14 protein-coding genes are annotated in these 13,162 nt (G+C 53.9%); 7 read left to right on the top strand and 7 right to left on the bottom strand.

Going from position 1 to position 13,162, the window contains the following annotated elements:
• Nucleotides 1-6 precede the first annotated feature (6 nt).
• The 5 genes from rplT (at nt 7) to cobB (ending at nt 5,061) form a co-directional block, all read left to right on the top strand.
• Complete coding sequence (rplT, locus tag R0I78_RS03705; protein WP_014292510.1) at nt 7-363, top strand: 50S ribosomal protein L20; 357 nt, start codon at nt 7-9, stop codon at nt 361-363.
• Between the two features lie 153 nt (nt 364-516).
• Nucleotides 517-1,500, top strand: a complete 984-nt coding sequence (gene pheS, locus R0I78_RS03700) for a phenylalanine--tRNA ligase subunit alpha (RefSeq protein ID WP_317074357.1) — start codon at nt 517-519, stop codon at nt 1,498-1,500.
• Between the two features lie 15 nt (nt 1,501-1,515).
• Nucleotides 1,516-3,903, top strand: a complete 2,388-nt coding sequence (gene pheT / locus R0I78_RS03695; RefSeq protein WP_317074356.1) for a phenylalanine--tRNA ligase subunit beta — start codon at nt 1,516-1,518, stop codon at nt 3,901-3,903.
• Between the two features lie 4 nt (nt 3,904-3,907).
• Nucleotides 3,908-4,210 carry an integration host factor subunit alpha gene (locus R0I78_RS03690; protein ID WP_317074355.1) on the top strand — a complete coding sequence of 101 codons (303 nt, stop codon included), beginning with the start codon at nt 3,908-3,910 and terminating at the stop codon, nt 4,208-4,210.
• 110 nt (nt 4,211-4,320) lie between these two features.
• Complete coding sequence (gene cobB / locus R0I78_RS03685) at nt 4,321-5,061, top strand: Sir2 family NAD+-dependent deacetylase (RefSeq protein ID WP_317074354.1); 741 nt, start codon at nt 4,321-4,323, stop codon at nt 5,059-5,061.
• Nucleotides 5,062-5,094: 33 nt separating this feature from the next.
• Here cobB and R0I78_RS03680 read toward each other — a convergent pair whose 3' ends face one another.
• From R0I78_RS03680 to potA, 4 genes are read right to left on the bottom strand one after another with little or no spacing between them, the layout of a single operon-like run.
• Nucleotides 5,095-6,147: an extracellular solute-binding protein gene (locus R0I78_RS03680; RefSeq protein WP_317074353.1), complete on the bottom strand. Its 1,053-nt coding sequence runs from the start codon at nt 6,145-6,147 to the stop codon at nt 5,095-5,097.
• Nucleotides 6,144-6,911: a spermidine/putrescine ABC transporter permease PotC gene (gene potC, locus R0I78_RS03675; RefSeq protein WP_317074352.1), complete on the bottom strand. Its 768-nt coding sequence runs from the start codon at nt 6,909-6,911 to the stop codon at nt 6,144-6,146. Before potC ends, R0I78_RS03680 begins: the two co-directional genes overlap by 4 nt.
• A complete protein-coding gene (gene potB / locus R0I78_RS03670; protein ID WP_019933646.1) occupies nt 6,898-7,764 on the bottom strand; it encodes a spermidine/putrescine ABC transporter permease PotB in 867 nt (288 codons plus the stop codon). Before potB ends, potC begins: the two co-directional genes overlap by 14 nt.
• Nucleotides 7,751-8,860, bottom strand: coding sequence for a spermidine/putrescine ABC transporter ATP-binding protein PotA (potA, locus tag R0I78_RS03665; protein ID WP_317074351.1), 1,110 nt, complete (start codon nt 8,858-8,860; stop codon nt 7,751-7,753). Before potA ends, potB begins: the two co-directional genes overlap by 14 nt.
• 229 nt (nt 8,861-9,089) lie before the next feature.
• On the opposite strand from potA, the gene R0I78_RS03660 reads away from it, so the two are divergent.
• Together R0I78_RS03660 and R0I78_RS03655 are read left to right on the top strand one after the other, a co-directional pair.
• On the top strand, nt 9,090-9,848 hold the full coding sequence (locus R0I78_RS03660) for a hypothetical protein (RefSeq protein WP_019933644.1): 759 nt from the start codon (nt 9,090-9,092) through the stop codon (nt 9,846-9,848).
• Nucleotides 9,848-10,447, top strand: coding sequence for a DUF2987 domain-containing protein (locus R0I78_RS03655; RefSeq protein ID WP_019933643.1), 600 nt, complete (start codon nt 9,848-9,850; stop codon nt 10,445-10,447). Before R0I78_RS03660 ends, R0I78_RS03655 begins: the two co-directional genes overlap by 1 nt.
• Before the next feature lie 24 nt (nt 10,448-10,471).
• Here R0I78_RS03655 and ttcA read toward each other — a convergent pair whose 3' ends face one another.
• The 3 genes from ttcA to R0I78_RS03640 form a co-directional block, all read right to left on the bottom strand.
• A complete protein-coding gene (gene ttcA, locus R0I78_RS03650; RefSeq protein WP_317074350.1) occupies nt 10,472-11,386 on the bottom strand; it encodes a tRNA 2-thiocytidine(32) synthetase TtcA in 915 nt (304 codons plus the stop codon).
• Nucleotides 11,387-11,455: 69 nt separating this feature from the next.
• Nucleotides 11,456-12,370, bottom strand: a complete 915-nt coding sequence (gene uspE, locus R0I78_RS03645; RefSeq protein ID WP_317074349.1) for a universal stress protein UspE — start codon at nt 12,368-12,370, stop codon at nt 11,456-11,458.
• Between the two features lie 21 nt (nt 12,371-12,391).
• Nucleotides 12,392-13,135: an FNR family transcription factor gene (locus R0I78_RS03640; protein WP_019933640.1), complete on the bottom strand. Its 744-nt coding sequence runs from the start codon at nt 13,133-13,135 to the stop codon at nt 12,392-12,394.
• Nucleotides 13,136-13,162 lie beyond the last annotated feature (27 nt).

The following is a 13,162-nucleotide window of genomic DNA, read 5'->3' as shown; positions in this document are numbered from 1 at the left end:
TGAACAATGCCAAGAGTTAAACGTGGTGTCACTGCACGCGCTCGTCACAAGAAAATTCTGAAGCAGGCCAAAGGTTATTACGGTGCCCGTTCACGCGTTTATCGCGTAGCGGTACAGGCAGTAACCAAAGCCGGTCAGTACGCCTATCGTGACCGTCGTCAGAAAAAACGTCAGTTCCGTCAGCTGTGGATTGCCCGTATCAACGCGGCTTCCCGTCAGAACGGTCTGTCTTACAGCCGCTTCATCAATGGTCTGAAAAAGGCCTCTGTTGAAATCGATCGCAAGATCCTGGCTGACATCGCCGTACACGACAAAACCACCTTCACTGCTTTGGTTGCCAAAGCAAAAGAAGCCCTGGCTTAAGTCGTTAAACGACCGTTTTCAAAGGAGGCTCCGGCCTCCTTTTTTGTTGCCTTTTCCCCGGCTCCGCGCTGGAAGAAAACAGGCATTTCCTTTATTATCAAGACCTTTCTAATATCAAGCGTCCGTGTATACGGGCAAGTCAACGAGGAATACATGGATCAGCTGGAAGACGTGATCGTCAAGGCGCAGGCGGAGATCCAGGCTGCCGCTACTGCCGCCGAACTGGATGAAATCCGGGTTCGCTATATGGGCAAGAAGGGCACCTTTACCGAGCAGTCCAAGGCGCTCGGCAAGCTGTCTGCCGAAGAGCGCCCTGCAGCAGGGCAGGCTATCAACCAGGCCAAACAGGCGGTTAACGACGCCCTTAACAGCAAGCGCGACGCACTGCAGCTGGCCGAGCTGAATGCCAAACTGGCCAGTGAAACCCTGGATATTACTCTGCCGGGCCGTCGTCAGGTGAGTGGTGGCCTGCATCCGGTCAGCCGTACCATCAAGCGCATAGAATCCTTTTTCGGTGAACTGGGTTTTCAGGTGGCCGAAGGTCCGGAAATTGAAGACGATTTCCATAACTTCGATGCCCTCAACATTCCGGCCCATCATCCGGCCCGGGCGGATCACGATACCTTCTATTTTAATCCCAAGCTGATGCTGCGCACCCAGACTTCCGGCGTGCAAATCCGCACCATGGAACAACAGCAGCCACCCATTCGTATTATTTCGCCGGGACGAGTCTATCGTAACGATTACGATCAGACCCACACCCCCATGTTCCATCAGGTAGAAGGTCTGCTGGTGGATGAAAACGTCAGCTTTACCCAGCTTAAGGGCGTACTGCACGACTTTCTGCACAACTTCTTTGAAGAAGATCTGCAAATTCGTTTTCGCCCCTCCTATTTCCCGTTCACCGAGCCCAGTGCCGAAGTGGATGTGATGGGCAAGAACGGTAAGTGGCTGGAAGTACTGGGCTGCGGCATGGTGCATCCGAATGTATTGCGCTCCGTGGGTATCGACCCCGAGCGTTACAGCGGCTTTGCCTTTGGCATGGGCGTTGAGCGTTTGACCATGCTCCGTTACGGCGTCAATGATCTGCGCGCCTTCTTCGAAAATGATCTGCGTTTTCTCAAGCAATTCCGGTAAGCGGCAGGAGCAATAATGAAGTTTTCAAAATCATGGCTGGATGAATGGGTCAACACCGGTCTGAACGATGAGGCCCTTGCCGAACAAATTACCATGGCCGGCCTGGAAGTAGACGGCATTGAGCCCGTCGCCGGTGATTTTTCCCAGGTCGTTGTGGGCGAAGTGATCGAATGCGGCCAGCACCCGGACGCCGACAAGCTGCGCGTGACCAAAATTAATGTGGGCGGCGACGAGCTGCTCGATATCGTCTGTGGTGCGCCCAACTGCCGTCAGGGCCTGAAAGTGGCGGTGGCCGTGGTGGGTGCCGTGCTGCCCGGCGATTTTAAAATCAAAAAAGCCAAGCTGCGTGGTCAGCCCTCTCACGGCATGCTCTGTTCCTACAGTGAGCTGGGCATTGATATCGAGTCCGACGGCATTATCGAGCTGCCGGCTGATGCCCCCGTCGGTACCGATGTGCGCGACTATCTGGCCCTGAATGATGTCACCATTGAAGTGGATCTGACCCCCAACCGCGCCGACTGCCTGAGCATGGCGGGCCTGGCCCGGGAAGTGGGTGTTCTCAATAATCAGGACGTTAACTGGCCTGAAATTGCTGCCGTGCCTGCCAGCATTGACGACCAGCTGGATATTCAGCTGCACGCGCCCGAGGCCTGCCCGCGCTATCTGGGCAGGGTAGTGAGAAACATTAACGTCAAGGCGGCAACGCCGTTATGGATGCAGGAAAAACTGCGTCGCAGCGGCATTCGCAGCATCGATCCCGTGGTGGACATCACCAACTTTGTGCTGCTGGAATGGGGTCAGCCCATGCATGCCTTTGATCTGAATACCCTGAACGGCGGTATTCAAGTGCGCATGGCAGAGCAGGGTGAAAAACTGACCCTGCTTGACGGTAACGAAGTGACTCTGAACGCCGATACTCTGGTCATTGCCGATAACGAGCGTCCCGTGGCCATGGCCGGCATCTTTGGCGGCGACGCCACCGGTGTGACCGAAAATACCAAAGACGTATTGCTGGAATGTGCCTTTTTCAGCCCGCTGGCCATTACCGGCCGTGCCCGCAACTATGGCCTGCACACTGACTCTTCCCACCGTTTTGAGCGCGGTGTTGACTATCAGCTGCAGCATAAGGTGATGGAGCGTGCCACGGCGCTGCTGCTTGACATTTGTGGTGGTGAAGCCGGCCCTGTGATTGAAGCCGTTGCTGAAGACAAGCTGCCTCAGGCCGCCACTGTCACTCTCCGTCATGACCGCCTGAACAGGCTTATCGGCATTGATATTGCAGCTGAGCAGGTCACTGAAATGCTGACTCGTTTAGGGCTGCAGGTGACAGCAACTGCCGATGGCTGGAGCGTAGTGGTGCCCAGCTATCGCTTTGATATTGCCATTGAAGAAGATCTGGTTGAAGAAGTCGCCCGTATTTACGGCTACAACAATATTCCCGATGTGGCCCCCAGAGCTGACCTGTCCATGTCTTCTCACCATGAAGCCCATCTGCCACTTAACCGGCTGAAGGATGCATTGGTGGACCTGGGTTATCAGGAAGCCATTACTTACAGCTTTGTGGATCCGGAACAGCAAAAACTGATGTTCCCGAATGCCGGGCATATGATTCTGCCCAACCCCATTGCTGCAGACATGTCTGCCATGCGGGTATCGCTGTGGCCGGGCCTGGTACAGGCTGCGGTTTACAACCAGAACCGTCAGCAGTCTCGCCTGCGCCTGTTTGAACAGGGCCTGACGTTTGTGCCTGATGACACCGCAGAAAACGGCGTACGTCAGACACCGGTACTGGCCGGTCTGGTGCTGGGCTCTGTGGTGGACGAGCACTGGAGCATGAGCAGCCAGGCTGCCGACTTCTTTGATCTCAAGGGTGATGTGGAAAGCCTGCTGGCCCTGTCTGCCGATGAACTGTCCTTCAGCGTAGCGCGGACCGACTTATCTGCCCTGCATCCGGGGCAGTCTGCGCAGTTGCTGCGCGGCGGCCAGCCGGTGGGTCACTTTGGTGCTCTGCACCCGAGCCTGCTGAAAAAACTGGGTCTCAAGTCACAGGTTTATCTGTTTGAAATTGAGCTGTCGGCGCTGACGGAACGCAAAGTGCCTGATGCCGTGGCTGTGTCCCGGTTCCCGGCCAACCGCCGCGACCTTGCGCTGGTTGTCGATCAGAGCCTGGCTGCTGCCGATATCCTTGATTTGGTTAGGAAAGTTGGCGGTAATCAGCTGGTTGGATTAAACTTGTTTGACGTATACCAAGGGCAGGGCATTGCAGAGGGCAAGAAAAGCCTGGCACTCAGTCTGGTATTGCAGGATACCCAACGGACGTTGGAAGAAAAGGAAATCGCCGACACCGTGGCCCGCATTGTTTCGGCGGTTTCCGACGAGTTTAATGCTTCCTTGAGGGATTGAGCTTATGGCGTTAACCAAGGCCGATATAGCAGAGCACCTGTTCACTGAACTTGGCATCAGTAAGCGCGATGCCAAAGACATGGTAGAGGCGTTTTTTGAAGAAATCCGCGTCTCTCTTGAACAGGGGGAACAGGTAAAAATTTCCGGTTTCGGTAATTTTGAACTGCGTAACAAGGGGGAGCGCCCCGGGCGTAACCCCAAAACCGGTGAAGACATTCCCATTTCGGCCCGGCGGGTAGTGACCTTTCGGCCAGGGCAAAAACTGAAAGCCCGGGTAGAAAATGCCATCACGCCCGACCAGGAATAACGCTGAAAAGCCAGGCTCTGCCTGGCTTTTTGTTGTTCCTAGACTAAGGCATTATTGGCCTGCAGCGCGTGCGCCTGTTAGCCTATGGGCAAGATGGATTTAGCAGAGGCATGCCCAGCGTGCAGAAAGGAAACATCGTAATACTTACTGGTGCCGGTATCTCGGCAGAATCAGGCATTCGTACCTTCAGGGCTGCAGATGGCCTCTGGGACGAGCACCATATTGAAGACGTAGCCACACCAGAAGGCTACAAACGCAACCCGGAGCTGGTGCAGACATTTTATAATGAGCGCCGGGCATTGCTCCAGACGGTGGAACCCAATGCTGCCCACCTTGCGCTGGCCAGACTGGAAGCCCAGTGGCCTGAACAGGTAACCATTGTTACCCAGAATATCGATGATCTGCATGAACGTGCCGGCAGTCAGAACGTATTGCACATGCACGGCGAACTACTCAAGGCCCGCTGTCCTCACAGCAATCAGACGCTGAACTGGCCCGGCCCGTTAACGACGTCTGATCTGTGTCACTGCTGTCAGTTCCCCGAGCCGCTGCGCCCGCATGTGGTCTGGTTTGGCGAAATGCCGCTGTTGCTCGACCGTATTTATCAGGCACTGAGTGAGGCCAGTATATTCGTGGCTATCGGCACCTCTGGCAATGTGTATCCTGCGGCCGGCTTTGTGCATGAGGCTGCCATGCACAATGCGCATACACTGGAAATTAACCTGGAGCCGAGTGAAGTTACAAACCACTTTAATGAGCACAGATATGGCCCGGCTACACAAATGGTAACCGGCTGGGTAGAAGAGCTGCTGCAGGGGCGGGTGCTTAAAACCGCCGGCCGCAGCCGCTGACAAGAAGGCCCGCAATGCGGGCCTTCATCATTATTACTGTGTGCGAAGTTTTACCCAGTATTGTTCATACTCCAACTGAGCGGCATCGCTCAAATCATGCTGAAAGTGCCCGTTTTCCACCACAGTTGCAGATGGAAACAAGACAGGATTTTCCGCTATCTCTGCAGGTAACAGCGTTTTTGCTTCCCGGTTGGGCACAGCCAGGCCCAGCTCGGTGATGATGTGTGCTGCCACTTCGGGCCGCATCAGATAATCAAGAAACTGATGGGCAGCGTCGGCCGCCCTGGCATTGGCCGGAATGGCGGCATTATCTACCCAGAAAATGGCTCCTTCCTCGGGATAGATATATTCCAGACTCAGGCCATCCTGTTGCGCTTTGTAGGCCTGGTCACTCCACAGCAGTCCGATATTAGCCTCACCGGTCATATAAGGCAGGCGGGGATTATCGGAGTTATAGAGCAACACATTGGGCTGCAGTGCCTGCAGTTTTTCATGGGCGGCAACAATGTCATCCTGCTGCTCACTGTTGGCATTCATGCCCAGCGCCAGCAACGCCATCTGAAAGTTTTCCCGAATATCATCGGTAAGCATCAGCTGGCCGGCAAAGTCGCTGCGCCACAAATCATTCCAGCTGGTTACTCCGGCGTCAGGCAGCTCATCACGGTTAATGGCGATGGCGGTACTGCCAAAGGCATAAGGCATACTGTAGGTGTTGTCCGGATCAAAATCCCGGTTCAGCAGCGCCGGCTCAAGGGCGGAAAAATGCGGCAATCTGGTCTTGTCGAGCGGCAGCAGCATACCTTCACGGGCCATTTTGCTGAGCATGTAGCTGGATGGAAAAATCACATCGTAGCTTTCTTTGGCACCGCTGCTTTGAAGCAGTTTCAGCTTGGCGTACAGCGCTTCATTGGAGTCAAAACTGGCATAATCCACGGTAATGCCGGTTGCCTTGGTAAAGTCGTTCAGTACCGTTTCGGGTAAGTATTCTGCCCAGGCGTATACCGACAGGCGCGATTCGGCCTGAGCCAGCAGGGGCAGGGCGGCAGCCAAGGCCAGAGCCAGAGAGCGAACGTGCAGTTTCATCATCCGTGTTTTTTCCTTAATAACCATTGAGACAGTACCACCAGCGTCAGGGAAACCATCAGCATCAGCGTGGCCAGGGCGTTAACTTCAGGCGACACACCCACCTTTACCATGGAGTAAATGCGCAGAGGCAGAACGTCAAAACCGGGGCCGGTCACGAAAGAGCTGACAATGACGTCATCCAGCGACAGGGTAAAACTCAGCAGCCAGCCGGCGGCAACGGCCGGAAAAGCCAGCGGCAGCAGAATACGCCGGAAAATAATTCCTTCACTGGCTCCCAGATCACGGGCAGCTTCCAGTATACGCACATCAAACCCCTTTAATCTGGCATAAACGGTTATCACCACAAAAGGCAGACAAAAGGTGATGTGAGCAAACAGCAACGACCAGAATCCCAGTGATATGCCCAGCACCACAAATAACGCCAGCAGTGAGATAGCCATCACAATATCCGGCGACATCATCACCACAAACAGCATGCCGCCTACAAAACGTTTACCGTAAAAACGATAACGGTACAGCGCCACTGCAGCCAGCGTGCCGATAAGGGTAGCCATGCTGGCCGCAAGCAGGGCGATCAGCAAGGAATGCCGGGCCGCCTCCATCAAAGCGCCGTTTTGGGCCAGACGTTCATACCAGCCCAGACTGAAACCATCCCAGCGAATGCCGAAACGATTACTGTTGAAGGAATTAACCACCAGCACCACGATGGGCACATACAGCCAGACAAATACCAGCAGCAACCAGCTGCCCTTAAGCCATTTCATTTATGCTCTCCCGCCGGTTAAGCAACTTGCCGGTGTGGTAATACACCAGCAGCAGCAGGGCCATCATCAGGGTCAGTGCCACACTGGTGGCCGCGCCAAAAGGCCAGTCACGAATCGTCAGAAACTGGGATTTGATAATGTTGCCTATCAGCAGATTTTTGGCCCCACCCAGTAAATCGGAGATATAAAACATGCCCATGGCCGGCAGAAATACCAGCAGGCAGCCGGCAATAATGCCCGGCATGGTAAGCGGCAGCACGATGCGCACAAAGCGGGGCAGGGCACCTGCACCCAGATCCCGTGCGGCTTCCAGCAGGCGGCCGTCCAGCTTTTCGATGGCGGCATAGAGTGGCAGAATCATAAAGGGCAGCAGAATATAGACCAGGCCGATAATCACCGCCGCTTCGGTAAATACAATGCGCAGTGGCTGATCAATCAGCCCCAGTGCCAGCAGGCTCTGGTTGAGCAATCCTTTGGTACCCAGCACAGCCTTGAGGGCATAGGTGCGGATCAGAGAATTGGTCCAGAACGGTACTATGATCAGAAACAGAAGCACGGGCCGGACACGCGCCGGCAGCCCCGCCACTATCCAGGCAAAGGGGTAAGCGATCAGCAGGCACAGCAAAGTAGCCGTGCCTGCCATTACCAGGGAATGCCATAATACGCTGAAATACATGGGGTCAAACAGCCGGCTGTAATTACCGGAGGTCAATACCAGGCTTATCAGGCTGCTGTGATCCCGGGTCAGAAAGCTGGTGCCGATGATCATCAGGTTGGGCAGAAACACAAACAACATCAGCCAGCTGACGATAAGGCCTACCGCCAGGTTGCGAAAGCGGTTAGTGCTGTTCATAAGGCAACACCACCTCCCAGCTGTCTACCCAGCCAATCTCTACCTGCTGATCAATGGCATAATCAAAGTCGGGATCGTCTTCATCAAAAAATGCCGATACCAGCAGCTCTCTGCCTGAGGCAAGTTTTACCCGGGACTCCAGGGTGGCACCTTTATACTGACGATCAAGAATGTGACCGGTTACGCCGTCAGTACCGGACTGAGTGCCGGCTTCTTTCATGCGTAAATCTTCCGGACGCAGCAGCACACACACCTTGTCACCGGCGCTGAACGCCTGTTGCGTATGCACCACACAGTGGCGCCCTTCCACCCGCGCATGCCAGCTGCCCGGTTGCCCGGCCGGTGCCAGGAGTTCGCCGTCGAGTATGTTGATTTCACCAATAAAGCGCGCCACAAACAGATTGGCAGGAGCTTCATAAATATCTCGCGGGCTGCCGTCCTGTACAATGCGGCCATGCTGCATGACCAGAATACGGTCAGACATGGACAGGGCTTCTTCCTGATCGTGAGTAACAAATACAAAGGTAATGCCCAGGCGGCGCTGCAGCGCTTTCAGCTCAACCTGCATCTGGCGGCGCAGTTTGTAATCCAGCGCACTTAATGACTCATCCAGCAGCAGCAGCCTGGGACGGTTAACCACAGCACGGGCAATGGCCACCCGCTGCTGCTGACCGCCGGAAAGTTGATGAGGAAAACGGCTGGCGTGCTGGTCAAGTTGTACCATCTGCAAGGCTTCCTGTACCCGTTGCCGAATCTCGGCAGCAGGCACTTTCTGCATACGCAGACCAAAGGCCACATTGTCAAACAGGGTCATATGGGGAAACAGGGCATAGCTTTGAAACACGGTATTCACATGACGTTGCTCGGCGGGCACCTGAGTAATATCTTCTCCGCCCAGACGAATGATACCGGCATCAGGATGTTCAAGCCCGGCCAGCATGCGCAGTACCGTGGTCTTGCCGCAGCCGGAGGGGCCCAGCAGGGTAAGAAATTCGCCGTCATAAATAGACAGATCAAGATGTTCGATAATGGCTTTGTCACCAAAGGATTTGCTGATCCCGGCAAGGGTAACAAGGGGAGATTTATGTTCGGCCATTTGCCTGACTGCACCTCGATAGGAACGCACGCGTTCAGTATGCTGAAAGAATCGCGCATTCTAGGTCTCGCCTCATTTGAAGCAAAGCAAATAAAAATTGCCGCAACAAACGGTTTTGTTGTTTGTTAACAATTGGTTTCAACCTGATATTTCAACACCTTGTCATGGGTTACGAGAGCTGGCCGATGCGGCTATAATGGCCCCATCCCCTGACACAGATACTAATTTCATGAATACACCTGATTTTTCGCGCCTGCAGCAATCCCTGGAGCAGGGTTATTCTCTTGAGCCCAGAACGATTCTGCAGGAAGCCTGGCAACGCATTTATGGTGCCAAACTCACCATGATTCTGGCTGCCATCGGGGTTGCCGGCAGCTGGCTGGTGCTGAATCAACTGCTGCTGACAGTGGCAGGCGGTGAAGACAATCAATGGAGCGCCAGCCTGCTGGGTCTGATTATCTCCATGGTAATGGCTCCCATGAGCGGCGGACTGGACATGATTGGCATCTACCGTGCGGCAGAAAAACCCATTCGTCCCAGCCAGATTTTTGATTACTTTCGCTTTATATTGCCACTGGCCGTGGCCAGTCTGCTGATGGGGTTTATCACCAGTCTGTTTTTACCTCTGGGGGCGGCTCTGGGGCTGCCGGTGGCGGTGTCTTTATTACCCACCCTGATCCTCAGCATGGCACTGATGTTTGTCTTTCCGTTGATCCTGGAAAAGCAACTCAGTCCGGTGCAGGCTATTGTGGTGTCGTTACGCTTGTTTGCCAGACAGTGGCTGGCCCTGGTGGTTATTCATCTGCTGCTGGTTGTGCTGTTTATGGCAGCCATTTTTAGCTTTGGGATCGGCCTTATCTGGGTTGCTCCGCTTTATATGACCGTAAAAGGTATTATCTACCGGCAAGTGTGTGGTGTGGGTGGCGATCAGCAGCCCGGCCCCACTCAAGACGATCATTCACCTTCAGCAAATCATTTTGAGGCCTGATGAAATACTCTCTGATTGCAGGGGCGCTGTCTCTGCTGGCGTTATCGGCTCAGGCCGATACCCTCACCCTGGGCTACAGTGGCTTTTACAAACACCTGGATACAGTAGCTGATGCCGGAACCGAACAAGCCACACTGGGGTTTTATCTCAGCCGCCATGATGGCAAGGGGCTGTGCACCATCAACTCGGGCATTGTTGAAATGGAAGGTCAGCAAAAAGCCGTGGTAGAAGTACTGCCTCACGGCGAATTTGTGTTGCCTTATGACAAGCAGCTCGATACCGATAAGGCCGTTGTCAAGCTGGATGTTACCAGCCCGGTACAATGCGATATATCCATTCAGATCCAGTCAGTGCTGCCGGCCGGCATGACTGACGCGGCTCAGCTTCGTTATGTTCGCGACGAGATGACAACCTTGCTGAAAGAGATGGCTGGCTGGCCCGGGCGTTATTTTGTGCCCGACGTCAAAGGCATTCAGCTGCAGCCACTGGTAAAAGAGCAAAGCATAGAAGGCTTGTCCAGACTCACCCTGGATAATGCGGCTCTGGCAGGCAGGGGCCAGTGGCAGTTGCCGAATACCCTGGTGACTCCCTGGTTGTAAAAAAAGGCGCGTGAGCGCCTTTTTTTATTTCAGTTCAATAACCTGTAGTCGTTCACCCAGCTCGGGACCGTCATCTTCCTGCTCAAAGCGGGTAGCAAAGTCAGGCTTATCAAAACCGATATCACCGCCATCTATCACACCTGAGTCCCGGTTGATGCTTTTAAAGTCGAACTGCTGATGGTCCATCAGATGTGAGGGCACCAGGTTCTGTACCGAGCGGAACATGCTTTCAATACGGCCCGGAAAACGCTTGTCCCAGTCCTGCAGCATGCTCTTGATGGCCTGACGTTGCAGGTTTTCCTGAGAGCCGCACAGATTACAGGGAATAATGGGGAACTCACGGGCTTCGGCAAAACGGATCAAATCTTTTTCCTTGGCATAAGCCAGGGGCCGGATCACCACATGTTTGCCGTCATCACTCACCAGCTTGGGCGGCATTGATTTCATGGTACCGCCATAAAACATGTTCAGCAGCAGAGTTTCAAGAATGTCATCTCTGTGGTGACCAAGGGCGATTTTAGTGGCACCCAGCTCGGTAGCGGTGCGATACAAAATACCCCGGCGCAGCCGCGAGCACAGCGAGCAGGTGGTTTTGCCTTCCGGAATTTTGTCTTTAACAATGGAGTAGGTGTCTTCTTCAACGATTTTGTACTCCACCCCCAGACCATCAAGATAGGCAGGCAGCACATGCTCGGGAAAACCAGGCTGCTTCTGATCCAGGTTAACCGCCACAATTTCAAAGGAAATAGGCGCATGAGCCTGCAGATTACGCAGAATATCCAGCATGGCATAACTGTCTTTGCCGCCGGAAAGGCACACCATGACTCTGTCACCGTCTTCAATCATATTGAAATCGGCAATGGCTTCACCCACATTACGGCGCAGGCGCTTTTGCAGCTTGTTGAAGTTATAGACTTGTTTGGCGGTTTGAACAGACATAATGACCCCGGCGAAAAAACCAGGGGCCATTATAGTGACTGCGGCCTCAAGGGCAAGAAAGGAAACGGCTCAGTCGGTGTCGGGGCGCAGCACCAGTACATCACAGCTGAGCTTGTCGATCACATGCTCGGCAGTATTACCCAGCAGCGCCGCCGACAGGCCAGTGCGGCCCACCGAGCCCAGGATCACCAGACTGGCATCTATGCTGTCGGCACAGTCGGGGATCACTTCTTCCGCCAGCCCTTCCAGCAGATGCAGGCTGTCTGACTCCAGATTAAAACGCACCGCATATTCATAAAGGGCACGCTCATGGTGTTTCTTCACTGCGGCGTTATAAGCGTGAGGATCAAAGTCGGGCAGCTCCAGCGCCATATTGACCGGCGTAATGGGATAGGCGTTGACCAGATGTAACGTCGCAGACAGCAAGCGTGCCACTTCCGCACTTTCGGCAATGATTTTTTCGTTCAGGGCTTCCTGAGCCTGATCGTCACTGCAGCAGTTTACCGCTGCCAGCACGGTGCCGCCCATGGGCCAGTCCCGCTCTTTTACCAGCAGCACGGGGCAGGGGCACTTGCGCAACAGATGCCAGTCGGTAGGCGTAAAGATAAACGACTGGATCATGGCATGTTTGTGTGTGCTCTTTACGACCAAGTCATGCTGATGATCCAGCACCTGCTGATTAATGGCTTCAAAAGGACGGCTGTGCCAGACCACTTTCAGCTCAAACTTGATTTGGCTGTCGGCATAAGGCTCAAGAAAAGTTTTCAGCCACTCTTCACGACCCTGTAATACGCCTTCGCGCATTTCATCACGCTCTTCACTGGAGAGCATGGAGGTCATTTCATAAGAAAAATCATAAATGGCCAGAAATAGCGTAATAGTGGCACTTTCCTGTAAAGAAGCCACAGACACAGCACGATGCAGCGCCGGCTGAGCGTCGGCTACCGGATCGACAACCACCAGAATATGACGATATTTGATCATAACACCTCCTTGTGGTGTCTGTTATTCTGCTTCAGAAACACCGGCCAGACGTGCCAGCTCGGTTTGATCCAGAATGCGAATATATTTACCGTCTACGGCAATTAAATCATTTTTCTGAAAGCGGCCAAGCAGGCGGCTGACAGTTTCTACCGTCAGGCCGAGATAATTACCAATATCACCCCGGGTCATGCTTAAGCGGAATTCTTTGGCGGAAAATCCCCGCTGGGCAAAACGGCTGGACAGACCATGTAAAAAGGCAGCTAGACGCTCTTCTGCGGTTTTTTTGGAAAGCAGCAGGATCATTTGCTGATCGCCGTTGATTTCATTGCTCATCAGCCGCATGATTTGCTGACGCAGGCGGGGCATTTTACCAGACAGCTCATCCAGCACTTCATAGGGGATCTCACACACCATGGCCGTTTCCAGTGCTTGCGCAAAGGAGGGGTGAGCACCATTGTGAATCGCATCAAATCCCACCAGATCACCGGCCAGATGAAACGCCGTGATCTGCTCATCACCTTGCTCGGTAATGGTGTAAGACTTAACGGTACCGGCCCGAATGGCATAAAGCGCTTTCAGTGGCTCACCGGCCTTGAACAGCTCCTGGCCTTTTTGAATGGGCTTTTTGCGTTCAATGATATTATCCAGCTCGTCGAGCTCGTCGGAATTAAGACCCAGCGGAATACATAGCTGACTGATGCTGCAGTCCTGGCAATGAATGGCACGCCCCGAGGCTTGTTTACCGGCTTTAATAATATTTCCCATGTGCTTTATCGCCTGTTAGGTATTCTG

Origin of the sequence: Oceanimonas sp. CAM02 (genome assembly GCF_032842915.1) — a bacterium.
GTDB lineage: Bacteria > Pseudomonadota > Gammaproteobacteria > Enterobacterales > Aeromonadaceae > Oceanimonas > Oceanimonas smirnovii.
This window is presented reverse-complemented; position numbering and strand designations above follow the sequence as displayed.